This window comes from Streptomyces sp. NPDC059875, assembly GCF_042731085.1.
Taxonomy (GTDB): domain Bacteria; phylum Actinomycetota; class Actinomycetes; order Streptomycetales; family Streptomycetaceae; genus Streptomyces.
Genome location: NZ_JBHWJZ010000004.1, coordinates 177,141 through 200,428, shown reverse-complemented (window position 1 = coordinate 200,428; position 23,288 = coordinate 177,141). Strand labels below are relative to the sequence as shown.

General features: G+C 71.1%; 19 protein-coding genes and 1 tRNA gene. 13 read left to right on the top strand and 7 right to left on the bottom strand.

The annotated features are described in order from the left end of the window. Positions 1 to 72: 72 nt before the first annotated feature. From ACFV9D_RS06885 to ACFV9D_RS06875, 3 genes are all read right to left on the bottom strand, one after another. A complete protein-coding gene (locus ACFV9D_RS06885) occupies positions 73 to 1,017 on the bottom strand; it encodes a cellulose-binding protein (RefSeq protein WP_385142024.1) in 945 nt (314 codons plus the stop codon). A 107-nt stretch (positions 1,018 to 1,124) separates the two neighbouring features. After that, positions 1,125 to 4,052, bottom strand: coding sequence for an SUKH-4 family immunity protein (locus ACFV9D_RS06880; protein ID WP_385142021.1), 2,928 nt, complete (start codon positions 4,050 to 4,052; stop codon positions 1,125 to 1,127). A gap of 7 nt (positions 4,053 to 4,059) precedes the next feature. Further along, positions 4,060 to 5,046: an SMI1/KNR4 family protein gene (locus ACFV9D_RS06875; protein WP_385142018.1), complete on the bottom strand. Its 987-nt coding sequence runs from the start codon at positions 5,044 to 5,046 to the stop codon at positions 4,060 to 4,062. A gap of 244 nt (positions 5,047 to 5,290) precedes the next feature. On the opposite strand from ACFV9D_RS06875, the gene ACFV9D_RS06870 reads away from it, so the two are divergent. After that, positions 5,291 to 5,803 carry a YwqJ-related putative deaminase gene (locus ACFV9D_RS06870; RefSeq protein WP_385142015.1) on the top strand — a complete coding sequence of 171 codons (513 nt, stop codon included), beginning with the start codon at positions 5,291 to 5,293 and terminating at the stop codon, positions 5,801 to 5,803. A 10-nt stretch (positions 5,804 to 5,813) separates the two neighbouring features. Beyond that, positions 5,814 to 6,308, top strand: a complete 495-nt coding sequence (locus tag ACFV9D_RS06865) for an SUKH-3 domain-containing protein (protein ID WP_385142012.1) — start codon at positions 5,814 to 5,816, stop codon at positions 6,306 to 6,308. A gap of 33 nt (positions 6,309 to 6,341) precedes the next feature. On the opposite strand, the gene ACFV9D_RS06860 is transcribed toward ACFV9D_RS06865, so the two are convergent. Continuing rightward, entirely contained in the window at positions 6,342 to 7,664 is a 1,323-nt protein-coding gene (locus tag ACFV9D_RS06860; RefSeq protein WP_385142009.1) for a sensor histidine kinase, read from the bottom strand. A gap of 153 nt (positions 7,665 to 7,817) precedes the next feature. Here ACFV9D_RS06860 and ACFV9D_RS06855 point away from each other — a divergent pair, with 153 nt between their 5' ends. From ACFV9D_RS06855 to ACFV9D_RS06840, 4 genes are all read left to right on the top strand, one after another. Then, the gene (locus ACFV9D_RS06855) at positions 7,818 to 8,690 is read left to right on the top strand and encodes a hypothetical protein (RefSeq protein WP_385142006.1); all 873 of its coding nucleotides are present in this window, start codon (positions 7,818 to 7,820) and stop codon (positions 8,688 to 8,690) included. A gap of 11 nt (positions 8,691 to 8,701) precedes the next feature. Beyond that, positions 8,702 to 8,772, top strand: a tRNA-Gln gene (locus ACFV9D_RS06850). 109 nt (positions 8,773 to 8,881) lie between these two features. After that, on the top strand, positions 8,882 to 10,327 hold the full coding sequence (gene glmU / locus ACFV9D_RS06845; RefSeq protein WP_385142003.1) for a bifunctional UDP-N-acetylglucosamine diphosphorylase/glucosamine-1-phosphate N-acetyltransferase GlmU: 1,446 nt from the start codon (positions 8,882 to 8,884) through the stop codon (positions 10,325 to 10,327). A gap of 121 nt (positions 10,328 to 10,448) precedes the next feature. Further along, positions 10,449 to 11,423, top strand: a complete 975-nt coding sequence (locus tag ACFV9D_RS06840) for a ribose-phosphate diphosphokinase (RefSeq protein ID WP_329119664.1) — start codon at positions 10,449 to 10,451, stop codon at positions 11,421 to 11,423. Between the two features lie 55 nt (positions 11,424 to 11,478). Here the strand turns inward: ACFV9D_RS06840 and ACFV9D_RS06835 are convergent, their stop codons facing one another. After that, on the bottom strand, positions 11,479 to 14,046 hold the full coding sequence (locus ACFV9D_RS06835; protein ID WP_385142000.1) for a S8 family serine peptidase: 2,568 nt from the start codon (positions 14,044 to 14,046) through the stop codon (positions 11,479 to 11,481). A gap of 351 nt (positions 14,047 to 14,397) precedes the next feature. On the opposite strand from ACFV9D_RS06835, the gene ACFV9D_RS06830 reads away from it, so the two are divergent. The 4 genes from ACFV9D_RS06830 to ACFV9D_RS06815 all read left to right on the top strand — a co-directional run bounded on the left by ACFV9D_RS06830 (position 14,398) and on the right by ACFV9D_RS06815 (position 17,002). Continuing rightward, a complete protein-coding gene (locus tag ACFV9D_RS06830; protein WP_385141998.1) occupies positions 14,398 to 14,994 on the top strand; it encodes a 50S ribosomal protein L25/general stress protein Ctc in 597 nt (198 codons plus the stop codon). A gap of 102 nt (positions 14,995 to 15,096) precedes the next feature. Continuing rightward, positions 15,097 to 15,693, top strand: a complete 597-nt coding sequence (gene pth, locus ACFV9D_RS06825) for an aminoacyl-tRNA hydrolase (protein ID WP_385141995.1) — start codon at positions 15,097 to 15,099, stop codon at positions 15,691 to 15,693. Between the two features lie 39 nt (positions 15,694 to 15,732). Beyond that, the gene (locus ACFV9D_RS06820; protein WP_385141992.1) at positions 15,733 to 16,176 is read left to right on the top strand and encodes a hypothetical protein; all 444 of its coding nucleotides are present in this window, start codon (positions 15,733 to 15,735) and stop codon (positions 16,174 to 16,176) included. A gap of 136 nt (positions 16,177 to 16,312) precedes the next feature. After that, complete coding sequence (locus tag ACFV9D_RS06815; RefSeq protein ID WP_385141990.1) at positions 16,313 to 17,002, top strand: LPXTG cell wall anchor domain-containing protein; 690 nt, start codon at positions 16,313 to 16,315, stop codon at positions 17,000 to 17,002. 103 nt (positions 17,003 to 17,105) lie between these two features. Here the strand turns inward: ACFV9D_RS06815 and ACFV9D_RS06810 are convergent, their stop codons facing one another. Then, positions 17,106 to 17,753, bottom strand: coding sequence for a TetR/AcrR family transcriptional regulator (locus ACFV9D_RS06810; RefSeq protein ID WP_385141987.1), 648 nt, complete (start codon positions 17,751 to 17,753; stop codon positions 17,106 to 17,108). A 74-nt stretch (positions 17,754 to 17,827) separates the two neighbouring features. On the opposite strand from ACFV9D_RS06810, the gene ACFV9D_RS06805 reads away from it, so the two are divergent. After that, positions 17,828 to 18,214 carry an ester cyclase gene (locus tag ACFV9D_RS06805; protein WP_385141984.1) on the top strand — a complete coding sequence of 129 codons (387 nt, stop codon included), beginning with the start codon at positions 17,828 to 17,830 and terminating at the stop codon, positions 18,212 to 18,214. Between the two features lie 191 nt (positions 18,215 to 18,405). Here the strand turns inward: ACFV9D_RS06805 and ppc are convergent, their stop codons facing one another. Continuing rightward, positions 18,406 to 21,135 (bottom strand): phosphoenolpyruvate carboxylase, encoded by a 2,730-nt coding sequence (gene ppc / locus ACFV9D_RS06800; RefSeq protein ID WP_385141981.1) that lies wholly within the window; start codon positions 21,133 to 21,135, stop codon positions 18,406 to 18,408. Between the two features lie 411 nt (positions 21,136 to 21,546). Between ppc and ACFV9D_RS06795 the strand changes: the two genes are divergently transcribed. Together ACFV9D_RS06795 and ACFV9D_RS06790 are read left to right on the top strand one after the other, a co-directional pair. Further along, positions 21,547 to 22,515: an acyl-CoA desaturase gene (locus tag ACFV9D_RS06795; protein ID WP_385141979.1), complete on the top strand. Its 969-nt coding sequence runs from the start codon at positions 21,547 to 21,549 to the stop codon at positions 22,513 to 22,515. Next, positions 22,515 to 23,189, top strand: coding sequence for a TetR/AcrR family transcriptional regulator (locus tag ACFV9D_RS06790; RefSeq protein ID WP_329125614.1), 675 nt, complete (start codon positions 22,515 to 22,517; stop codon positions 23,187 to 23,189). The genes ACFV9D_RS06795 and ACFV9D_RS06790 overlap by 1 nt, the downstream gene beginning before the upstream one ends. The last annotated feature ends 99 nt before the right edge of the window (positions 23,190 to 23,288 follow it).

The window sequence follows — 23,288 nt, the reverse complement described above, 5'->3', positions numbered from 1 at the left end:
GGGCGTGTCGGCCTCAGGCCTCTCGGCCTCGGGTGTCCCGGCCTAGGGCGTCTCGGCCTAGGGCGTCCCTGCCTAGGGCGTCCCTGCCTCCGGCGTGTCGGCCTCAGGCGTGTCGGCATCCGGCGTGTCGTCCTGCCGCGTCTCGTCCTTCGGCGGGGCGGGAGCCGGGCGGCCCGTCAGGGTCGCGAGGGCGGTGCGGATGTGGTCCATGCGGGCGTGGATCTCGTCCCGCGCCTCCTGGTGCTCCCGCAGGATCCGCTCCGTCGTCCGTTCGGTGCGCTCCCGCTGCGAACGGGCCTCGGCCAGCAGCTCCTCCGCCCGGACCTCCGCGTCCTCCTGGCCGTGGCGGGCCTGTTCCTCCGTCGCCGCGAGGGCGCGCCGGGCCTCCGCCAGGCGGGCCTCCGCGGAGGTGCGGAGTTCGGCGTGGCGGGCGTCCAGCTCGGCCGCCCGGGCCGTCGCCGCCCGCTCGCCCTCCTCCCCTACCGCCGCCTGCTCCTCCGTCTGGACCGCAAGCAGCGCGGCCGACCTGCGGGCCGTCTCCTCGAACTCCTCCCGCGCCTGAGCCCGCTGTTCCTCCGCCGCGCGACCGGCGGCCGTCCGCGTGGCCTCGGCCGCCTCGCCGACGGCGTCGAGGGTCGCCGTGGCGGTGGCCTCCGCCTGCGCCCGTACCCGCTCCGCGTACGCCCGCGCCGCCTCGCCCGCGGACCGCGCCGCGGTCTCCGCCGCCTCCGCGAAGGCCTGCGCCTCCGCCTCGGCCGCACGCACGAGACTCTCGTCCTCCGCCTCCGCGAGCTCGAGGATCCTCCGCGCCCGGTCCCCCAGCGACTCGTACCGCTGCGGCGCGAGCGCGGCCACCTCCGTGCGCAGCCGGGCCGCCTCCGCCTCCATCTCCTTCGCCAGGACGGTCAGCCGCGCCGCACGCTCCCAGGCGGCGTCGCGTTCACCGGAGAGCGCGGCGAGATGACGGTCGACCTGCTCCGGGCGGTATCCACGCCCCCGTCCCACGGCGAAATCCATCCCTGACGCCCCTTCCGTAATGGCTCAAATGCCAAGGATGCGCCATCAGACACGACAAAAGGCGCCCGACGTGTCCTCCACATCGGGCGCCTTCGGTCACATGCGGTCTACAGCAGTCCGTCCCACATCTGCTCCAGGAGCACCGACCACCAGTTCTCCGGCGACGCCAGCGCCGCCGGGTCCAGCATCGCCAACTGCGCCTGGAAGTCGACCGTCCAACGCCCCGCCTGCTCCGGGTTGAGCCCGAACCGCAGCCGCCACATCCGGCCGAGCAGCGCCATCGACCGGGTGAACTCCGGCAGCCCGCTGTTCACGAACTGCGGCGCCACCGGCTGCCCGCCCGGACCGGCCTCGACCGGTACGGCGACGATGTGCGCGGTCCCGTACTGGACACAGATCGCCCGCCCGAAGTCCGAGCCGATCACCAGGTACGAGCCCGCGTCGGACGCCGGCTGCACCTGCCGCTGCGCCGCGAGTTCGGCCAGCGTCGGAACCACCGGATGGGCCGGCTGGGCCCAGAAGAACGGACCGAAGTCGGCCGGCAGACCCGCCCATACGAGCGTCACCGCCACGACCTCCGGCACACCCTGCCGGGACACCGCCCGCTGGTCGAACCGGCAGATGCCGGGGCCGAAGGCACCGGCCAGCTCCTGCGCGACACCCTCCGGGGGGATCGGCGGGGCCGGCTGCACCGGCGGCAGCGGGGCGCGGACCGGCGCCGGGCGGGCCGGACCGTCCGCGACCTGATGCAACTCACCCTGGTGGGTGAGGAGTTGCCGCATCCCCTGCTGACGGCCCGCGTGGTCCTTGCCGTACGGAGCGATGTTGGTGATCCGCGCCTGCGGCCAGGTCTCCCGGATCATCCGGGCGCAGTAACCGCCCGGCAGCTCGCACGACTCCAACTCCGTGTGCAGCTCCAGCACCTGCTGCGGCGGCACGTTCATGGCGCGCAGCTCGTGCAGGATCTGCCACTCGGGGTGCGGGGTGCCGGGGGCGGACCGCCGGATGATCTGGGCCTCGGAGCCGTCGGGCGCGCGGTAGCGCAGCACGGCCTGGTAGCCGGGGCCGACGGTCGGCTGACCGGTCGGCTGCTGCGGGTACCCGTACGCGGGCGGAGCGCCCGGCGGAGTCCCCGGCGCGGACGGCGGCGGCACCGGCGGAGTCGGCGGACCACCCGGGCCGGGCTGCGCCAGCATCGTCGCCGCGTGGTGCACGCCACCGGGCGGCGTGCCGGGAGCGCCGGGTGCACCGGGCGCACCAGGCGCACCAGGCGCACCAGGAGGTCCGGGCGGGGCGATGCCTCCCGGCCCGGGGTGGGCGAGCATCGTCGCCGCGTACGCGACACCGGCACCCGCACCGTCGGAGCCACCGGGCACACCCGGCGGCGCGGGCGGAGGCGGCGGCGCGCCGGGTCCGCCCTGGCTCGGGTGCGCGAGCATGGTCGCGGCCTGATGCACGGGCTGCGGCGGCGTGGGCGGCCCGGGAGGCCCGGGAGGCTGGGGCCCGTCGGGCCCGAGCTGCGCCACCAACTGCGTGGGTACGTATGCCCCAGCGGGCGCACCGGGAACCCCAGGCGCCTGCGGCGGCGGAGGCGGATTCGCCCCACTCCCCCGCGCACCCCGCGGCGGCAGCACGGCCTTACTGGTGGCCGCATCCGCAATGTCCCCACCCCGAGGAACCCCGGGAGCGGGCGTGGCCCCGGGGGCACCGGGGGCGCTGGGAGCCGGGGGCACACCGGGGGCGCCAGGGGCACCAGGCGCAGCCGGACCGCCGGACGAACCCGGGGCCCCAGGGGCACCCGGGGCCGGCGGCACACCCGGGGCGCCGGGAGCCGCAGGAACGCCTGAACCACCGGCAGACGCCGGACCACTCGACGGGAACGGACCACCGGATCCAGCGGGAGCACCAGGTGCACCCGGGGCGCCAGGAGCCCCAGGGGCACCGGGAGCCGCAGGCGAACCCGAGCTGTCGGCAGACGCCGGACCGCCCGGCGGGAACGGGCCGCCAGGGGCACCCGGGCCGCCGGACGAACCCGGAGCCCCAGGCGCACCCGGGCCGCCGGACGAACCCGGAGTCCCAGGCGCACCGGGGCCGCCCGACGGGAACGGGCTACCGGATCCAGCCGGGGCGCCGGGACCGCCGGCGGACGCCGGGCCACTCGGGGCGAACGGGTTGTCGGCACCGGGCGGCGGCGGGGCGTTGCGGTCGAGGGCCGGGGCGATCGCCGTCGGAGGGAGCGCGCTGCCGCCCGACATCAGAGCCGTCGGGGCGTCCGCGCCCACCATCGGAGACGGCGAGTCCTCGTCGTCCGCGCCCGAGAGCGGCGGCGCGAAGACCGTCGCCGGCAGCGGCACCGAACCCTCCGCCCCTCCCGAGCTCGCGTTCGCGTCCGCCCACGGGCTGCTCGCCGGCACCCCGTCCGACGCCGTCGGCTCGTAGTCGACCGGACGACCCGAAGGAGCACCGGCCGGAGCACCGGACCCGGCGCTCGCGGAAGCACCGGCATCCGCCGGAGCACCTGTACCCGCCGACGCAGCCGCGCCGGCGCCCGTACCCGCCGACGCCGATGCGGACGCCACCGCACCCGTCGTCTCCGGAGACGACGAACTCCCGCCCGCCTGCGAGGCGTTCGGGCCCTTCGGCGGGGCTGAGGGCAGGCCGAGCTTGTCCGCCGCATCCTGCAGCCACTCCGGCGGGCTCAGCAGGAACGACGTCGCGTTCAGATCGATCCGCTCCGGCGGCGCGGGCGCCGCTGCCCCCGCATCACCCTCGTCCGAGGCCCCGTACTCCTCCTCGTACCGCCGGATCACCTCACCCACCGGCAACCCCGGCCACAGCGTCGCCTCGCCGCTGTCCCGCGCGATGACCAGCCGCTGCCGGCCCCCGTCCGACGTCGGACCGTCCTCACGGTCCTCCGCCCACACGACGAAACCCAGCTCGAACTCCCGCACCCGCACCTCGCGGTGCTGGTACGCCGGCACGTCGCCGTTGATCCACTCCTCGGCGCGCTCCTGCGCCTGCGCGAACGTCACCACAGCCAGCTCACTCCCCCACCGGGACCACGGGCACGGCGCGCGCGAAGCCGCCGTCCACCATCAGGTTCGCCACCGTCTCCAGCTCCGGCGGATTGCCCGCCAGCCGCTGCAGGAATGCGTCGAAGTCCTCACCGCACGGCAGCAGCAACCGCTCCACGCGCTCGTTCACACTCCACCCGTCCTGATCCCGCGCGTCGTCGTACGCGCAGAACCACACCGACCCGACCCGATCGCCCTTCACCTTCACCGCGAGGATCCCGCCCTGCACGAACGCGACGCCCAGGTAATCCTTCGTCAGGTGATCGCGCAGACACTTGTTGACGTAGACGAGGTCGTTGACCCCCGCCTCCTCACGCACCGTGAAGAACGGCTGATCCACCAGCAGACCGAGCTCCGCGTCGAGCGCCGCGCCCACCGGCGCGCAACCGCCCGCCGCCTTCAGGAAGGAGCGGTACGCACCCGGCAGGCGGTACCCCAGGTCCTCCTCCACCCCGAGCAGTTGCTGCTCGGTCACCGACACCAGGCCCTTCGGCAGCCCGAAGTGCGTCGGCCGCGTCTCCTGCAGCGGACGCGTACCCCGCTTGCCGTGGTCGACGGCGGCCGTCGACACCCCGCCGTGGTGACGCAGCAACGCCTTCACCTCGACCGGGACCAGCTCCATCCGCCGGCTGCCCGCCACGTGGTGCCACGTCCAGCCGTGCGGGGTCGCCACCGCGGGAATCGTGTCCCACAGCTCGTGGCCGGTCGCGGCCAGCGCCGCGTTCGCCGACACGTAGTCCGTCAACCGCAGCTCGTCGACACCGAAACCCTCGGGCGGATCGGCGATCTCCGCCGCCGCACGGGCATACGGCGAGAAGTCCGGATAGCCGTGTTCGTCCACCCGCACCCCTCTGGGGTGCCGGGAGGCCCGGACCGGATCCGGGAAGTGCACGACCTGCCCGGCGTAAGCCGCGTTCGGTGGCGCGGCGTGCTGCCCGAGCCGACCTGTCGTCATGGCGGTTGCCCCCTGCGCTGGCTGCTGGCTGATTCCGCACAGCCTATGCGCTGCCACAAGCCCGCGACCCGGCCCGATGCCCCCACGACCACAGCCCGTGACCAACTGTCACGAGCGGATGACACACCGGCGATAGTTACGACACACCGACGGCGCGTTTGAGTACCCCGCTTCCACATGAGGCGTCCCATTTGGCACTCTGTTCCAGCAACTCGGGGGATTGCAGGAGGGGAAGACACGCACCATGTACGCAGCACCGACGCCCACGCAGGGTGACCCACGCCTCAACTGGAGCAGCACCGAGCCCACCCGCGCCCCGTTACTGCGCTTCCGCCGCGACGGCATCCTCCCCACCGTCGGCGCCGCGCTCTCCGTACGCGGCGAAACCCTCACCTGCACCGCGGGCCGCGGCGACCAGCCACCCGTCCTGCACGCACTCGTCCAGGACTTCCTCGACACCCTCACCAGCGGACAGCGCGAGCGCTTCACCGGCCGCTGCCCCGAGGCGATCCTGCTCTCCCGCCACCTCACCGCCACCGAGACCAGCCGCTCCAAGCGCGCCCAGCGCAAGCCGCTCACCCACGGCGAAGCCCGCCGCTCGCTCAGGCACGCCAAACTGACCGCACGCCGCATCCGCGAGGACGGCGACCCGCTGCACGGCAGCTACGCCGCCCCCTGCCGCTCCTGTACGGCGATGCTCGCCCACTTCGGAGTACGCACCGTCGACCCCACCTCCTCGACTGTCGAGAACGGCTGACCGCACCTTCATGCCCGACCACCTGAGCACCACCCGATTCCCGGTCAACGTCGACGCCGCCCTCCGCGAGGCGGGATGGCAACCGGGCCGCTGGGACATCAAACTCGCCGAACAGTGGGCCGACACGCTGCGCGCCCACGTCTCCCCGGGCGGCCACCGGCACAGGGTCTTCCCGGCGGCCGTCGAAGCCTGGGCGGAATTCGGCGGCCTGCGCGTCACGGCGCCGGGCAGCGGCCGGCAGATCGCCCCCGCGACCGTACGCTTCGACCCGCTGGCCGGCCTCCACCTGGCCCGCACCCTCGCGGACCTGGGGCGCGCGCTCGACACCGAGATCGCCCCGCTCGGGGAGGAAGGGGAGCAGCACCAGGCGGTGCTCGCGATCGACACGGAGGGCCGCGTGTACAGCCTGGACCACACGGGCGACTGGTTCCTTGGACGGGACATCGACACGGCCCTGTCGACGCTGATCACAGGAACCCAGCCGACGCGGCTCACCACGGGCTGAGCGGACGGCACGCCCCGTCCGCCGCACCGACGGCTACGCGGCCCGCTGCCCCACCGGCAGCACCGCCGACACCCGGAAGCCGCCCGCGTCCGTCGGACCCGACACGAACACGCCACCCAGCCGGGTCACCCGCTCCCGCATCCCGACCAGACCGTTCCCGCCGCTCGGCAGCTGGGCATCCGTCGCCGCCGCGTCCGAAGGACCGTTCTCGACCTGCATCGCGACCTCCGCGTCCCGGTGCGCGAGACGGACGACGACCTTCGCGCCGGCCGCATGCTTGTGGACGTTCGTCAACGCCTCCTGCACCACCCGGTACGCCGTCCGCTCGACCTCCTCCGCGTACGCCCGCACCTCCCCCAGCACCGTCAGCTCGACGACCACCCCGGCCTGCCGGGACTGCTCGACCAGATCCTCCAAGGCGTCCAGGCACGGCCCGTCCTCCGAGGCCGCCTCGGCCGCCGCAGCAGCCGCCAGACCCACGGCCTCCAACGGCACCACCGCCGGAGCCCGCACCTGCTCCTCCCGCAGCACACCCAACATCTCGCGCAGCTCCGTCAGCGCCTGCCGGCCCATGTCCCCGACCAGCGCCGCGTTCTTCACCGCCTTCTGCGGGTCCTTCAACGCGACCGCCTGCAACGCCGCCGCGTGCACCACCATCAACGACACCCGGTGCGCGACCACGTCGTGCATCTCCCGCGCGATCCGGGTCCGCTCCTCCTGCCGCGCCCACTGGGCCCGCTGCTCCGCCCGGTCGGCGAGCAGCGACAGCTCCTGCTCCAGACTGTCCGCGCGCTCCCGCAGGCTCTCCATCAGCCGACGGCGGGCCCCTATGTAGAGGCCGAAGAGAACCGGCGGCGCGTTGAGACCCAGCGTCATGATCACCGAGACGACCGGGACGTACCACCCACTGGGGTCAAAATCCTGCTGGTCGACATCCGCCTGCGCGACGTCCTGACGCACCCGCACCACGGTCACGACGAAGACGGCGACCGTCGACATACCGGCCAGAGCAGCCGTGATCCGACGGGGCACCTCGGAGGCGGCGAGCGTGTACAGCCCGACGATCCCCATCAGATAGCCCATCTCGGCGGGCGTCACGGCGATCGACACCAGCACGACGACGATCGGCCACCGGCGCCGCACCAGCAGCACGGACCCCACGATCAGCCCGAACAACACCCCCACGGGCACGGGCAACCCCGCCTGGTCGGCAAAGCCGACCCCCTCCAACCCGCACTCCAGCGCCGACACCACGGCCAGCCCGACATCGAGCACGGCACTACGCCGTCTCCCCCACCACCACCGGCCACGAGCAGTCACGCCCGCCGCCTCCTGGTCCGCCCCCGTTGTGGTCATGCCCTCCAGCGTACGGGCGGGGCGAGTCATTTTCCGGAGACGGCACGACCGGGCAGCGACGCGCGTCAACCACGTACACACACCCGTCCCTCGAACTGTTGAATCGCCCAGACTTTCGACCCGGACGTCCGGATTCCGGACGAAGGTGTTCATATGACTCCCGAGACAAGCCGGTACGCCGACTTCGAAAGCCTCCGCGAGCAGGCCCTCGCATTACGCCGCGAGGGCCTCAGCCTCCGCCAGATCCGAGACCGCCTGAAGGTCTACAACAACGACATGCTCCACCGCCTCGTGAAGGGGGAGCCGCCGCCCGAGTGGACGAAGCGCCCGAACGCGAAGGACGACCTCCGCGACCGGGCGCGGGAGCTGCGCCTCCGGGGAATGACGTACGACCAGATCCAGGTCGAGCTGGGCTGCTCCAAGAGCTCGATCTCGCTCTGGGTACGCGACCTCCCGAGGCCGGAGCGCAAGCGCACCCGCGAGGAGGCATCTGCGATCGCCAGGCGGGGGTGGGAGGTCACGCTCCAGCGACGCGACGAGGAGCGCCGCAGGACCAAGCGAGAGGCCGCGAGCGAGATCGGCGTGGTGACCGACCGCGAGCTGTTCCTTATGGGCGTCGCGCTGTACTGGGCCGAGGGGACGAAGTCCAAGCCCCACCGCCGACAGGAACGGATCACGTTCGTCAACAGCGACCCGAACATGATCAAGCTCTTCCTCGACTGGCTCCGACTCCTCGGCGTCGAGGACGAACGGTTGCGCTTCTACGTGCACATCCACGAAACGGCCGATGTCGCGACAGCGGAGCGATTCTGGGCCGAGCTGGTCGGCATGGGCCCCGCCTCCTTCAACAAAACCTCGCTCAAGAAGCACAGCCCGAAGACCAACCGCAAGAACACGGACGCGGAGTACCGAGGCTGCTTGGTGATCCAAGTCCACCAAAGTGCAGAGCTCTACCGTCGCGTCGAGGGCTGGTGGTGCGGCATAGTAGGGGCTGCTCCGGCATCCCTTCCGGGAAATCGGACATAGCGGGCGAACCATCCCGGATCGTCTAAAGGTAGGACAAATGGTTTTGGTCCATTGAATGAGGGTTCGATTCCTTCTCCGGGAGCTGTTCGGTTCGGGTCCTGACCACCTCGGTCGGGACCCGCACTCATTTCCGAACCTAAACCCCCCGGTATCCTGCGGATGTCCACCACCCGAAGCCGAAGGGCATTCCCGTGAGCGCCAACCGCCCGGCCGCCGTCGTCGTCCTCGCAGCGGGTGAGGGCACCCGCATGAAGTCGAAGACCCCCAAGGTCCTGCACGAAATCGCCGGACGTTCCCTCGTCGGACACGTCGTGTCCGCCGCGCGGGAGCTGGAGCCCGAGCAGCTCGTCGTGATCGTCGGGCACGCCCGCGAGCAGGTCACCGCGCATCTCGACGCGCACTACGCCGGCACCCGTACCGCCGTGCAGCACGAGCAGAACGGCACCGGTCACGCCGTCCGTATGGGTCTCGAGGAGCTGGGCCAGGCCCCCGACGGGACCGTCGTCGTCGTGTGCGGCGACACTCCGCTGCTCTCCGGGGAGACCCTGAAGGCGCTCGCCGGCACGCACGCCGCCGACGGCAACGCCGTCACCGTGCTGACCGCCGAGGTGCCGGACTCCACCGGCTACGGGCGCATCGTCCGGGACGCCTCGGGTGCGGTCACGGCGATCGTCGAGCACAAGGACGCGACGGAGGAGCAGCGGGCGATCCGGGAGATCAACTCCGGGGTGTTCGCGTTCGACGGCCGGCTGCTCGCCGATGCGCTCGGCAAGGTGCGTACGGACAACAGCCAGGGTGAGGAGTACCTCACGGACGTGCTGTCGATCCTCCGCGAGGCGGGGCACCGGGTCGGTGCTTCGGTGGCAGGTGACCACCGGGAGATCCTGGGGATCAACAACCGGGTCCAGCTCGCCGAGGCGCGTGCGCTGCTGAACCAGCGCCTGCTCGAGCGGGCGATGACGGCCGGCGTCACGATCGTCGATCCGTCCTCCGTTCTCGTGGATGTCACGGTGACGTTCGAGCCGGATTCGGTCATCCACCCGGGTACGCAGCTGCTCGGGGTCACGCACATCGGTGAGGACGCCGAGGTGGGTCCGAACTCGCGTCTGAAGGACACGCGGGTCGGCAGGGGCGCCCGGGTGGACAACACGGTCGCCGACTCGGCCGTGATCGGCGAGCGCGCGTCGGTGGGTCCGTTCGCGTACCTCCGTCCGGGCACGAACCTCGGTCTGAAGGCCAAGGCGGGCACGTACGTGGAGATGAAGAACGCCACGATCGGCGAGGGCACGAAGGTCCCGCACCTCTCCTACGTGGGCGACGCGACGATCGGCGAGTACACGAACATCGGCGCCGCGAGCGTCTTCGTGAACTACGACGGTGAGGCGAAGCACCACACCACGATCGGGTCGCACTGCCGGACCGGGTCGGACAACATGTTTGTGGCACCCATCACGATCGGGGACGGTGCGTACACCGCCGCGGGGTCCGTCATCACGAAGGACGTACCGGCCGGTTCGCTCGCTGTCGCCCGGGGCCAGCAGCGGAATATCGAGGGTTGGGTGGCTCGGAAGCGGCCCGGCAGCGCGGCTGCGCAGGCCGCTCAGGCGGCGTCGGAGGAGCCCGCCGGCGAAAGCTGACCGGAAACGGGTGCGTCGAACTCGGCGTACCGTGATACGTGCACATAAATTCGGCTGGCTCGCACACGCGCACGGGAGCGCGGAGTTCGCGGCCAGAAGACACGTCTGAGGAGACAGTGCTGTGACCGGGATCAAGACGACCGGCGAGAAGAAGCTGATGCTCTTCTCCGGCCGCGCCCACCCCGAGCTGGCCGAGGAGGTCGCGCACCAGCTGGGTGTCGGCCTCGTGCCGACCAAGGCTTTCGACTTCGCGAACGGTGAGATCTACGTCCGTTTCCAGGAGTCGGCTCGTGGCGCGGACTGCTTCCTGATCCAGAGCCACACGGCTCCGATCAACAAGTGGATCATGGAGCAGCTGATCATGATCGACGCTCTGAAGCGGGCTTCCGCGCGGAGCATCACCGTGATCATCCCGTCGTACGGCTATGCCCGTCAGGACAAGAAGCACCGTGGCCGTGAGCCGATCTCGGCCCGTCTGGTGGCGGACCTGCTGAAGACCGCGGGTGCGCACCGCATTCTCACGGTGGACCTGCACACGGACCAGATCCAGGGCTTCTTCGACGGTCCGGTGGACCACCTGTCGGCGCTCCCGGTCCTGGCGGACTACGTGGGCAACAAGGTCGACCGCTCGAAGCTGACGATCGTCTCTCCGGACGCGGGCCGGGTGCGTGTCGCCGACCGTTGGTGCGACCGTCTGGACGCGCCGCTGGCGATCGTGCACAAGCGCCGTGACAAGGACGTCGCCAACCAGGTGACGGTCCACGAGGTCGTGGGTGACGTGAAGGGCCGCGTCTGTGTCCTGGTCGACGACATGGTGGACACGGGTGGCACGATCTGCGCCGCGGCCGACGCGCTCTTCGCGCACGGCGCGGAGGACGTCATCGTGACGGCGACGCACGGCATCCTCTCCGGGCCGGCGGCGGACCGTCTGAAGAACTCGAAGGTGAGCGAGTTCGTGTTCACGGACACGCTCCCGGTGCCGAGCTCCCTGGAGCTCGACAAGATCACGGTCCTGTCGATCGCCCCGACGATCGCGCGCGCCGTGCGCGAGGTGTTCGAGGACGGCTCGGTGACGAGCCTCTTCGAGGAGCACTAGGCACGTACACGAAAAGGGCCGCTTCCCCCTCGGGGAAGCGGCCCTTTTCGGTCGTCTAGGGGCGGTCGATGGCGAACGTGGGTGACGTCCACGTCTCGGTGTCGGCCGGCTCGCTGCCCAGCGCCTTGATGACGGTGAGCTTCAGGACGTACTCACCGTCGGGGACGGTGAGCGTCCGGTTCCCTCTCTTCGTCACGCCGTTGAACGGGAAGAAGTAGAAGTCGTCGGGCCCGGCGCTGCGTCGGTGGTACTGGAAGTCCACGGCCGTGTGCCAGGCGCGCCCGGTGGCGGCTTCGAAGACCTCGATGCGCACGCGGCGTACCTGGTGGTCGAGGTGGGCGAGGACGTACGGGACGTTGGTCCCGCCGGCCATGGAGAAGGTGGGGGACGCCGACGGCACCTTGCGGAAGTCGTCGCCGTCCCAGCGGGCGAGCCAGGGGAAGCCGTTCACGGTCGGGGTGAGGACCGGGATGGACTGGTAGTCGCCCTTGAAGCCGGTGTAGGGGACGCGGTAGACCTCGGCGGTCTCCTGGGTGTCGGTGAGGGTGAGGTAGCCGCCGTAGAGGCCTCGGTCCGCGAGGGACGTGGGCGCGGTGATGGTGGCGGTGACGGTCGCGGTTCCGCCGCCGGGCACGGTCACCTGGGTGATCGGGTTTCCGGCCGAGGTGAAGGCGACGGTGGCCGGTGCGTCGTGCTGGGTGACGTCGAAGGTGTCGGGTCCGGTGGCTCGTGCCGGGGCGTGGGTGAGCTGGTAGGTCCGCGCCGTGTTGCTCGTGTTCCTGATGGTGAGGGTGCGCGTCGCGGGTCCGGCCTGGCTCTCGCCGAGGGCGAGCTTGCTGGGCTCGACTCGCGCCTTGGCGAGGACGGCGCCGGGGATGTCGAGCAGGCCGCCGCCCTGTCGGTGCACGTTGTCGAGGGCGCCGGCTGCGTTGGCCTGCGGCTTGGGGTCGGCGGTGTTCTGGAGGAGGGTGCGCAGGGCGCCGGGAGAGGCGTTCGGCTTGGCCTCCAGGAGCAGCGCGACGGCGCCGGCGACGTGCGGGGCGGCCATGGAGGTGCCGCTGAGGGTGCCGTAGCTGCCCTGTTCGACGGGGATGGTGGAGCGGATGAAGCCGCCCGGGGCGCCGAGGTCGGGCTTGACGGCGAGGTCGGGGCTCGGCCCGTAGGAGCTGAAGGACGAGATCTGATTGCCGGTGGCGTTGGGGAAGCGCGCGCTGTCGGCGGTCCAGGTCATGGTGACGGGCCCGTCTGCGAGCCGGCCGTCGATGAGGACGCCTTCGGTGTCGGAGACGGTGACGACGGGGATGGTGACGGGCGGTTCGCCGGACAGGCTTCCGGCGAAGCGGCCGGGCACGTTGTTGTAGAGGACGACTCCGGCCGCTCCGGCGAGCTCGGCGTTCCTGGCCTTGGTGTGGAAGAAGCAGGTGCCGCGCCGGATGAGGGCGACCTGGCCGGTGAGGCTGCCGGCGGGCAAGGGCTCGCAGGCGTCGTCGGTGGTGCTGGGCGTGCCGGTCCGGGCCATGGGGAAGCTGCCGCTGGTGGGTGGTGCCGGTGCTCCCAGGGCCGGGAAGTACCCGATCCTCGTCCCGTCCGGGCTGATCGTGAACGTCGCCAGGTCGATGTGGGTGTTGTCGAAGGATGCGACGCCGATCGTCTGGTTGGCGACGCCGGGGGCGCTGCCGGAGTACAGGCCGTCCTGGCCTTCGTTGCCGATCGCCGCGACGACCGGGATGCCCCGGCGGACGAGCCGGTCGGCTCCTTGGGCGAAGGGGTGCTGGGGCCAGGCGAAGGAGCCGCCGAAGGACATGTTGACCACGTCCACGCGGTCGGCGTAGGCGCGCTCCATGGCCTGGAGGGCGATGTCGACGGTCACCTCGCCCGTGCATCCGAAGACCCTGTAGGCGGTGAGGGAGACGCCGGGTGCGACGCCCTTGACCTGGCCGTTCGCGCCGATGTTGCCGGCGACGTGGGTGCCGTGGCCGTCGCAGTCGTCCGGGTCGGCGTCGGGGGCGGGGGGTGTGTCCTCGCCGGTGAAGTCGTCGCCGACGAAGTCGTGGCCGCCGACGACGCGGCAGCCGGGTCCGAAGCAGCCGCCGAGGTCGGGGTGGTGGTAGTCGATGCCGGTGTCGATGACGCCGACGGTGATGCCGGTGCCGGTGAGTCCGTGTTCGTTCTGTGCGATGTCGGCGCCGGTCATCGCGATCGCGGTGGCGAGCTGGGGGTCGGCGACGTCCTGCCTCGGGGGGAGCGCGACGGTGTCGACCGGGTAGACCGCCTTCACGCCCGCGAGCTGGGTGAGGGTGTCGAGCTGGGAGGCGGCGAGCTTGATCGAGAGCCCGTTCCAGAGGGTGTCGAAGGCGCGGCGTTCGGTGTAGTCCAGGCCTCTGCCACGTGCCTCCGCACGGAAGGCGGCCTTTTCGCGCCGGGTCGTGTTGAGGCTGGTGCCGTCGGCGGTCGGCGGGCTCTGGAGCTCGACGAACCACAGGTCGGGGTTCTCCGCCGTCGCCCCGGGCACGGCACGCCCCTCCTGCGCGGACACGGCGGGCGCGGCGGGCGCGGCGATTATCACCGCGGCGGCCGAGAAGAGCGCGAGCGCGCGAACCAGGTGGCCAGTTCCCTTGGGCATGTCTCCTCCGTCGCGAGATGGCGTCGCCGTCGACGCCCGCGAGGTGGTTCTCCCTGGACTGCCCGGGTTTAACGCATGGGCATCATTTATGCCGCCCTTATGACGCACGAGATGCCGCCACCGGGAGGATCCGGCCGCGTCTCAGAGGCAGCCGGACGCCGGCCGGGCCCGGGGTCGGGTGATCCAATTGGGTGGCGGGGCCGGCGGCGAGTAGACTGCCGTAGTTGCTCGGCGAGGGAGGCCGTACCCAGCGAGGTACGGCGGTCCGTTATCGACGCGCTCTTCGTAGCAGGCCATCGCCAGTCGTGGCCGGGTGACAGTCACATTCGTCACCATCTACGAGGAGTGCACATGTCCGAGGTGAAGCTCGCCACCGAGACCCGTACCGAGTTCGGCAAGGGTGCGGCGCGCCGCGTCCGCCGCGAGGGCAAGGTCCCCGGCGTTCTCTACGGTCACGGCACCGAGCCGGTCCACATCACCCTGCCGGGCCACGAGCTGCTGCTCGCCCTGCGTACCCCGAACGTCCTGCTCTCCCTCGAGCTCGAGGGCAAGAACGAGCTGGCGATCCCGAAGGCCGTGCAGCGCGACCCGCTGAAGGGCTTCCTCGAGCACGTCGACCTGCTCCTCGTGAAGCGCGGCGAGAAGGTCACCGTCGAGATCGTCATCGAGACCGAGGGTGAGCTGGCCCCGGGCAGCTTCCTGGTGGAGCACGTGCTGAACACGCTCTCCGTCGAGGCCGAGGCCACCCACATCCCCGAGTCCGTCACGGTCTCCATCGAGGGCCTGGAGGCCGGTGCCTCCATCCTCGCCAAGGACATCGCGCTGCCGAAGGGCACCACCCTGGTGACCGACGAGGACGCCGTCGCCATCCAGATCCTGGCCGCGCAGGCCGAGGAGCCGGCCGCCGAGGCCGCCGAGGGCGAGGCCGCCGAGGGCGCCGAGGCCTGAGCCGTAGGCTCTGCTTGACGCGACGGGGTGACGGGCCGTGCGGCCCGTCACCCCGTTTCTTCTGTTCACATGCCGGTACGCACACGAGGAGACGAGACCCCCATGACGGACGACGCGAACGCCCCCTGGCTGATCGTCGGTCTCGGCAATCCGGGGCCGGAGTACGCGGCCAACCGCCACAACGTGGGTTTCATGGTGGTGGACCTGCTCGCGGACCGCATCGGCGGGAAGTTCAAGCGGGCGCAGAAGGCGCAGGCGCAGGTCGTCGAGGGCCGGATGGGTCCTCCCGGGCCCGCGAACCGTCGGGTGATCCTCGCGAAGCCGATGTCGTACATGAACCTGTCGGGCGGCCCGGTGACGGCGCTGCGCGATTTCTACAAGGTGCCGACGGCGCACATCGTGGCGATCCATGACGAGTTGGACATCGACTACGGCGTGCTGCGGCTGAAGATCGGCGGCGGCGACAACGGCCACAACGGTCTGAAGTCGATGACGAAGGCGATGGGTGCCGAGTACCACCGGGTGCGGTTCGGGATCGGCCGTCCGCCGGGTCGGATGCAGGTCGCGGACTTCGTCCTGAAGGACTTCTCCTCGACGGAGCGCAAGGAGCTCGACTACTTCGTGGACCGGGCGGCGGACTCCGTCGAGTGCCTGGTGGCGGAGGGTCTGGAGCGCGCGCAGTCCGCGTACAACTCCTGACCGACTCGCCGAGACGGTACGACTGTACGATCGCGGACCATGACGCACGCCCGTAACGCCGCCATGGTCCTGGTCGCCCTGCTGCTCGTCGTCGCGGGCGTCTGGTCGTCCTGGGGCACGGCGCAGCACGTCCTGCTGTCCAAGGGCCGTGAGCACGGCACTCTGACGGTGACCGGCTGCAACGAGGAGACGTGCAGCGGCCGTTACACCCCGGACGGTCCGCCCTCGCCGCACTCCACGCTGACCATCGACCGGTCGGTGGCGGCCGGCAAGGGCCAGACCCTTCCGGTGGTGGTGAAGCCGGGTACGACGGAGGCGGTACGGACGGGGTGGGGCGGCGGCCTGCACGCCTGGCTGCCGCTGGGCGGGGCGCTGTTGCTCGCGGCGCCGCTCGTCGGGGGCGGGCTGCGGCTGACGAGGACGGCGTGGTCGCTGGCGGGGGTCGGGGGCGCGCTGCTGCTGGCGGCGTTCTTCGCGCTCTGAGAGCGATTCCGGACAGCGTGGCTCGATCGCGCCGGATTGTTATGACCCGTGGGTTAAACGTGACTTAAAGGTGCCGCTAGGCTGCCCCCGCCACCTCCCACGGCAACCCTCTCATCTCTCAGATGGACGACTGCACATGCGACGATCCCTCATCCCCGCCGGCGCGCTGGTCGCGGCCGTGGCGGGTTCCCTCGTGCTGGCGCCCGCCGCCTCCGCCACTGGCAAGCACGGCGACAACGGCACCGTGAAGATCCACGACTCGAAGACCGGTGAGGAGCTCCGCAAGAACGAGCCCAAGGTCTGCAGCTTCTACGTCGACGCCTTCGGCTTCGACGCCGGCCAGAAGGTGAACTGGCACATCGAGGCCTGGGCGAACAACGACCAGGACAAGGGCACCACGGTCAAGTCCGGCGTCATCACGCTCGACGCCGACGGCCACGAGCGCACCGAGGACATGACCCTCCCCGACGGCCAGTACAAGCTGTTCTGGAACTGGGAGGGCGAGAACGGCCGCGCCAAGCACAAGGTCTTCAAGTCCAAGTGCAAGCCGGCCGAGACCCCGTCGACCTCGGCCAGCCCGTCCGTGACCCCGTCGGGCACGCCGAGCGAGTCGTCGACGCCCGGCACGCCGGGTCAGACGCCGTCCGCCACGGACTCCGCGGCGGCCGGTGCGACCCCGTCCGCCTCCGGCGACAGCAAGACCGGCGGTGACCTGGCCGAGACCGGCTCCAGCGCCCCCGTCGGCATCATCGCCGCCGCCGCCGTCGCCCTCGCGGGTGCCGGTGCCTTCCTGGTGACGCGCCGCCGCAAGGCTCAGCAGCACTGAGGCAGTTCATGACGGTGCCCCCGTCGGAATCCACGGATTCCGACGGGGGCACCGTCATGTTCCGGCACGGAGAGTTCGGATCCCGCAGGTCCGGGACGCATGGCTACTGGCCAGTTGCCTCTTCGGGAGCAGGCGCCGGAGAGGCGCCCACGAGCTTGCGGAGGAAGCGGTCGACCTGATCCTCCAACGGGGGCCAGTTGTGGTCGCGCTGGTTGACCCGCATCGAGACCGCGCCGTGCACAGCGGCGCGCAGGTCGAGGGCGACCGTGGAAGCGTCGTCCGCGGGGGCGAGGCCGGCGTCCATGCATCTTTGGACCGCGGCCGTGGTCATGCGTCCGAGTTCTTCCTTGAAGCGCATGTCCGCACGCTGGTTGAGGGTGCTCTCGTGCAGCACCTTGTAGAGCCCCGGGTGGTCGTGTGCCCAGACGCCGAGTACGAGGGTCCGGGCGCGAAGTTGGGCGACCGGGTCTTCTTCGGCGAGCTCGGCTTGCTGCACGGCGAGCATGAGGTCGCGGTGGCAGCGCTCCAGCGCGGCCAGGACGAGCGCGTCGCGGTCGGGAAAGTGGAGGTACACCGATGTCGCGGCGACGTGGATCTCCCGGGCGACGGCCCGGAGGGACAGAGTCTGGTCGTCGCCCAGCTCGTCGAGCATGCCGAGAGTGGCGGCGATGACCTCCTCGCGGAGACGTTCGCCCTGGCCTCGGGGGTTACGCCCGCGCGGTTGTCGCTTGCTCGGTGACGTGGCATCCACGGTGATCGATTGTATCCGCACGATCGTTGCCCTACAGTCGTAGCGCTACAGCTGTTCACTTATGAGGGGGAGTCATGTCGAGCGCACGACTTGAAGAGAACAAGCAAACCGTCCTGGCCTTCTACCAGGCCGCGATCAACGACAAGGACCACGACGCGGCCTCGAAGCTGCTCAGCCACCGCTACGTGCAGCACAACCCCCGGATCGCGGACGACCTCGAGGGCTTCCGGGAGTTCGTCGAGACCCTCAGGGCGGACTTCCCCCACCTCCACGCCGAGGTGAAGCGGATCTTCGCCGAGGGCGACCACGTGATCGCCCATGTCCACGGCGTCCGGGTACCGGGCGGTCCCGGAACGGCGATCGTCGACATCTTCCGCATGGAGGACGGCCGGATCGCCGAACACTGGGACGTCATGCAGCAGATCCCCGAGGAGGCGCGGAACCGGAACGGCATGTTCTGATCATGACGCCGGCCCCGATCGGGTGATCTTGCGGGCGACCGTCCGGACCGTGGGGCCGTTGTGGCTGGAGGGCCGGGGCGGGCGGTCGGAGGGCTGCTGCCATCGGCGGATCGTCGACGCCGTGCGCCACCGGACAGAAGCCCCCGCCGGAAGGATTCCGGCGGGGGCTTCTGTCTGCTGTACGAAAGGCGTCAGCCGGTGTTGCGCAGGCCCGCGGCCACGCCGTTCACCGTGAGCAGCAGGGCCCGGGCGAGCAGCGGGTCCGGGTCCTCGCCGCGCTCGGCCGCCGCGCGCTGGCGGGCCAGCAGGGCGACCTGGAGGTAGGAGATCGGGTCCAGGTAGGCGTCGCGGATGGCGAAGGTCTGCTGGAGCACCGGGTTGGAGTCGAGGAGCTTCTGGCCGCCCGTCACCTTGAGGACCTCGGCGACGGTGAGCGCGTGCTCCTCCTCGATGGTGGCGAAGACGTGCTTGAGCTCGTCCGGCACGAGGGTGTCGACGTAGTGGCGGGCGATCCGCAGGTCCGTCTTCGCGAGCGTCATCTCGACGTTGGCGAGGAAGTTGCGGAAGAAGTGCCAGCGCTCGTACATCTCGCCGAGGACCTCGTCGAGGCCGGCCTCGCGCAGCGCCTTGAGGCCGGAGCCGACGCCGTACCAGCCGGGGACGATCTGCCGGGACTGCGTCCAGCCGAACACCCACGGGATGGCCCGCAGTCCGTCCAGGCCGGCGCCGGAGTCGGGGCGGCGCGAGGGCCGGGAGCCCAGGTGCAGGTCGGCGAGCTGGTCGACGGGGGTGGCGGCGAAGAAGTACGACGGCAGGTCGGGGTCCTCGACGAGCCTGCGGTACGCGGTGTGGGCGGCGTCGGAGACGGTGTCCATGGCCGCGTCCCAGCGGGCCAGCGCCTCGTCGGACTGGCGCGGCGCGGTGTGCAGGGCGGAGGCCTGCAGGGTGGCGGCGACGGTCAGTTCGAGGTTCTCCCGGGCGAGCGACGGGATGAGGTACTTGTCGGAGATGACCTCGCCCTGCTCGGTGACCTTGATCTCGCCCTCCAGGGTGCCCCAGGGCTGGGCGAGGATCGCGTCGTGCGAGGGGCCGCCGCCGCGGCCGACGGTGCCGCCGCGGCCGTGGAAGAGGCGGAGGCGTACGCCGTAGCGGTGGGCGACGTCGCGCAGGCGGCGCTGGGCGCGGTGGATCTCCCACTGGCTGGTGGTGATGCCGCCGAACTTGGAGGAGTCGGAGTAGCCGAGCATGACCTCCTGGACGTCGCCGCGGAGCGAGACGAGGCGGCGGTAGGAGGGGTCGGCGAGCATCCCGTCGAGGATGACGTCGGCGGCCTTCAGCTCGTCGGTGGTCTCCAGGAGCGGCACGATGCCGATCTTGGCCCAGCCGCCGTGCAGGTCGATCAGGCCGGCCTCGCGGGCGAGGACGGCCGCGGCGAAGACGTCGTCGGCGCCCTGGCACATCGAGATGATGTACGACTCGATGACCTCGGGGCCGAAGCGCTCGAAGGACTCCTTGATCGTGTGGAACACGCCGAGGGTCTTCTGGCCGGCCGCGTCCAGCGGGGCGGGCGTGGGCGCGAGCGGGCGGCGGGAGCGCAGCTCCTTGGCGAGCAGCTTCTGCCGGTAGTCGCGCGGCATGTCGGCGTACCGCCAGGACTCCTCGCCCAGCCTGTCGAAGAGCTGGCCGAGCGCGTGGTGGTGGGCGTCGGCGTGCTCGCGGACGTCCATGGTGGCGAGCTGGAGGCCGAACGCGGACAGGGTGCGGATGGTGCGGTCCATCCGGCCCTCGGCGAACAGGGCGCCGCGGTGCTCGCGCAGCGAGGTCTGGATCAGGGCGAGGTCGTGGACCAGCTCGGAAGTGCCGAGGTAGTCGCGGCCCTCCTGGTGCGGGGTGCCCTTGGCCAGGCGCTCGCGGGTGTTGACGAGCTTCTGGCGGATGCAGGTGGCCTTGAGCCGGTACGGCTCCTCGGCGTTGAGGCGCTTGTAGCGGGGGCTGATCTCCGGGAGGCGCTCCAGGTCGCGCTGGAGGGAGGTGAGGAGTTCCTCGGTGGCCCCCGCGTAGCGGATGGAGTTGGAGAGGAAGCCGCGCAGCTCGTCGATGAGGTCGAGGGCGTCGGTGATGCCGTGCTCGTGCTGGAGGATCAGCACGTCCCAGGTGACCTGCGGGGTGACGTTGGGGTTGCCGTCGCGGTCGCCGCCGATCCAGCTGCCGAAGGTGAGCGGGCGGGTGCCGGCGGGCAGCTCGATGCCGACGCGCTCCAGCTCGGCGGCGAGGTCCTCCAGGACGTCGCCGACGGCGCCGGCGTGCAGCTCGTCGAGGTAGTAGATGGCGTTGCGGGCCTCGTCGGCGGGCTCGGGGCGGACGACCCGGAGTTCGTCGGTCTGCCAGATGAGGTCGATGTTCTCGGCGAGCCGCAGGTCGTGGCGGCGCCGGTCGGCCTCGATGACCGGGGTCTCCAGGAGGGCGGCGATCCGGCGGAGCTTGTTGAGGACCGAGCGGCGGGCGGCCTCGGTGGGGTGCGCGGTGAACACGGGCCGTACGTTGAGGTTCCGTACGGTCTCGCGGACGTGCTCGGGGTCGCCGTCCTTGAGCATGTCGGCGGTGCGGGCGAGCAGTCCGCCCTCGGCGGCGCGCTTCTCGCGCATCTCGCGGCCGCGGTGGACCTGCTCGGTGACGTTCGCCAGATGGAAGTACGTGGAGAAGGCGCGCACCAGCTTGGTGGCGGTCTCCAGGTCCGTCTCGCCGAGCAGCTCGGCGGCCGCCTCGGTGTCCTCGCGGGTGAGGCTGCGGACCTTCTCGACGAGGTCGAGAAGCTCGTGTCCCTCCTGGCGGACGAGGGTCTCGCCCAGCAGGTCGCCCAGTCGGCGGATGTCGGAACGCAGCTCGGCGCTGGCGGTGGGGGTCTGGTCGGCACTGCTCACAGGTGCGGCTCCTTGCAGTGTTTGAGCACGTCTGGAGGGGTACTGGAGGCTGCGGACCGCGCTGTCCGACGCACACAGGATAGGTGTCCACTCCCTGGACTCCCCGCCAGGGCGTGGGCCGCGGGAACCGCCCATAAACCCCCGGCACCCCCAGGGGGCGCAATGGCCCGCATTGCGCGCGCCCCCCCCCGGGCCAACAAAAGGAGGCGGACGGTTAGGGGGGCGGCGGATCCGGCCCTGATCCGCCGGACACGCCCTGGCTCCTCTTGCGCCCTCTTGCCGCGCGCCACCGCGCTGCCATACTTACGTCGCCGTAGGTTACGGAGGCGTAGCCACGCGCGCTTTTTGTCCCATTCCGCTCACTTTCATCCTCGCCTTCATCCCACATCCCTTCATCCCCAGGGGACACCCATGACCACAAGCCCCGACTTGCTCGAAACCGAACAGGCCCTGCCCCCCGCCACGCTCGGCGGCGACAAGAAGCGATCGATCGAGCAGATCACGCTGCTGCTGTTCATCACGGTGCCCTTCATCGCCCTGGTCGCGGCCGTGCCGCTGGCCTGGAGCTGGGGCGGAGTGTCCTGGCTCGATCTGGGCCTGCTGGTCGCGATGTACTACATCGGCTGCCACGGCATCACGATCGGCTTCCACCGTTACTTCACCCATGGCTCCTTCAAGGCCAAGCGGCCGCTGCGGATCGCGCTGGCGATCATGGGCTCGCTCGCGGTGGAGGGTCCGCTGGTGCGCTGGGTGGCGGACCACCGCAAGCACCACAAGTTCTCCGACGCGGAGGGCGACCCGCACTCGCCGTGGCGCTTCGGCGAGACGGTGCCGGCCCTGATGAAGGGGCTGTGGTGGGCACACATCGGCTGGATGTTCGACGAGGAGCGCACGCCGCAGGCGAAGTACGCGCCCGACCTGATCAAGGACCCGGCGATCCGCCGGATCTCCCGCGACTTCATCTTCTGGACGATGCTGTCGCTGGCGATCCCGCCGCTGGTCGGCGGTCTGGTGACGATGTCCTGGTGGGGCGCGTTCACGGCGTTCTTCTGGGGTTCGCTGGTGCGGGTCGCGCTGCTGCACCACGTCACGTGGTCGATCAACTCGATCTGTCACGCGGTCGGCAAGCGCCCCTTCAAGTCCCGTGACCGCTCCGGCAACGTGTGGTGGCTGGCCGTGCTGTCCTGCGGCGAGTCCTGGCACAACCTGCACCACGCAGACCCGACGTCGGCGCGGCACGGGGTGCTGCGGGGCCAGGTCGACTCCAGCGCGCGGCTGATCCGCTGGTTCGAGCAGCTGGGCTGGGCGTACGACGTGCGCTGGCCGAACGCCTCCCGGATCGAAGCCCGGCGCCGGGGCGAGCCCGTCGACGCGGCATGATGGAGAACGTGGCGATCGACGGCAGTACCAGCAGCAGCGAGAACAAGCCCCGGCGTGGCCGCCGGGTGAGGATGACGGGCGCGGAGCGCCGGGAGCAGCTGCTGGACATCGGCCGGACGCTCTTCGCCGAGAAGGGCTTCGAGGGCACGTCGGTGGAGGAGATCGCGGCGAAGGCCGGGGTCTCCAAGCCGGTGGTGTACGAGCACTTCGGCGGCAAGGAGGGGCTGTACGCGGTCGTCGTCGACCGGGAGATGCGGCAGCTGCTCGACATGGTGACCGGAGCGCTGACGGCGGGCCATCCGCGTGAGCTCCTGGAGCAGGCGGCGTTCGCGCTGCTCGACTACATCGAGCGGTACACGGACGGTTTCCGGATCCTGGTCCGCGATTCCCCGGTGGCGCAGTCGACCGGCACGTTCGCCTCGCTGATCAGTGACATCGCCACGCAGGTCGAGGACATCCTGGGTCTGGAGTTCAAGGCCCGCGGCTTCGATCCGAAGCTGGCCCCGCTGTACGCGCAGGCGCTGGTGGGCAGTGTGGCGCTGACGGGCCAGTGGTGGCTGGACGTCCGCAAGCCGAAGAAGGCGGAGGTCGCCGCGCACCTGGTGAATCTGGCGTGGCACGGCCTGGACGGTCTCGAGCAGAAGCCGCGGCTGATAGGACACCGCAAGAGCTGACGGCACCGGCCCCGCTCCCCGCGGACGGCAGTGGTCCTGCTCCCCGCGGACGGCAGCGGTCCTGCTCCCGCAGGTGCGCCGCTTCTCCTCCACACGGGC

Bases quoted from the DNA above. Each gene is read 5' to 3' on its own strand.
- ACFV9D_RS06860 (WP_385142009.1), bottom strand. From the start codon at position 7,664: ATGACCACAACGGGGGCGGACCAGGAGGCGGCGGGCGTGACTGCTCGT.
- ACFV9D_RS06885 (WP_385142024.1), bottom strand. From the start codon at position 1,017: ATGGATTTCGCCGTGGGACGGGGGCGTGGATACCGCCCGGAGCAGGTC.
- ACFV9D_RS06790 (WP_329125614.1), top strand. From the start codon at position 22,515: ATGGAGAACGTGGCGATCGACGGCAGTACCAGCAGCAGCGAGAACAAG.
- ACFV9D_RS06865 (WP_385142012.1), top strand. From the start codon at position 5,814: ATGCCCGACCACCTGAGCACCACCCGATTCCCGGTCAACGTCGACGCC.
- ACFV9D_RS06815 (WP_385141990.1), top strand. From the start codon at position 16,313: ATGCGACGATCCCTCATCCCCGCCGGCGCGCTGGTCGCGGCCGTGGCG.
- ACFV9D_RS06855 (WP_385142006.1), top strand. From the start codon at position 7,818: ATGACTCCCGAGACAAGCCGGTACGCCGACTTCGAAAGCCTCCGCGAG.
- ACFV9D_RS06805 (WP_385141984.1), top strand. From the start codon at position 17,828: ATGTCGAGCGCACGACTTGAAGAGAACAAGCAAACCGTCCTGGCCTTC.
- ACFV9D_RS06835 (WP_385142000.1), bottom strand. From the start codon at position 14,046: ATGCCCAAGGGAACTGGCCACCTGGTTCGCGCGCTCGCGCTCTTCTCG.
- ACFV9D_RS06795 (WP_385141979.1), top strand. From the start codon at position 21,547: ATGACCACAAGCCCCGACTTGCTCGAAACCGAACAGGCCCTGCCCCCC.
- pth (WP_385141995.1), top strand. From the start codon at position 15,097: ATGACGGACGACGCGAACGCCCCCTGGCTGATCGTCGGTCTCGGCAAT.
- ACFV9D_RS06830 (WP_385141998.1), top strand. From the start codon at position 14,398: ATGTCCGAGGTGAAGCTCGCCACCGAGACCCGTACCGAGTTCGGCAAG.
- ACFV9D_RS06820 (WP_385141992.1), top strand. From the start codon at position 15,733: ATGACGCACGCCCGTAACGCCGCCATGGTCCTGGTCGCCCTGCTGCTC.
- ACFV9D_RS06870 (WP_385142015.1), top strand. From the start codon at position 5,291: ATGTACGCAGCACCGACGCCCACGCAGGGTGACCCACGCCTCAACTGG.
- ACFV9D_RS06875 (WP_385142018.1), bottom strand. From the start codon at position 5,046: ATGACGACAGGTCGGCTCGGGCAGCACGCCGCGCCACCGAACGCGGCT.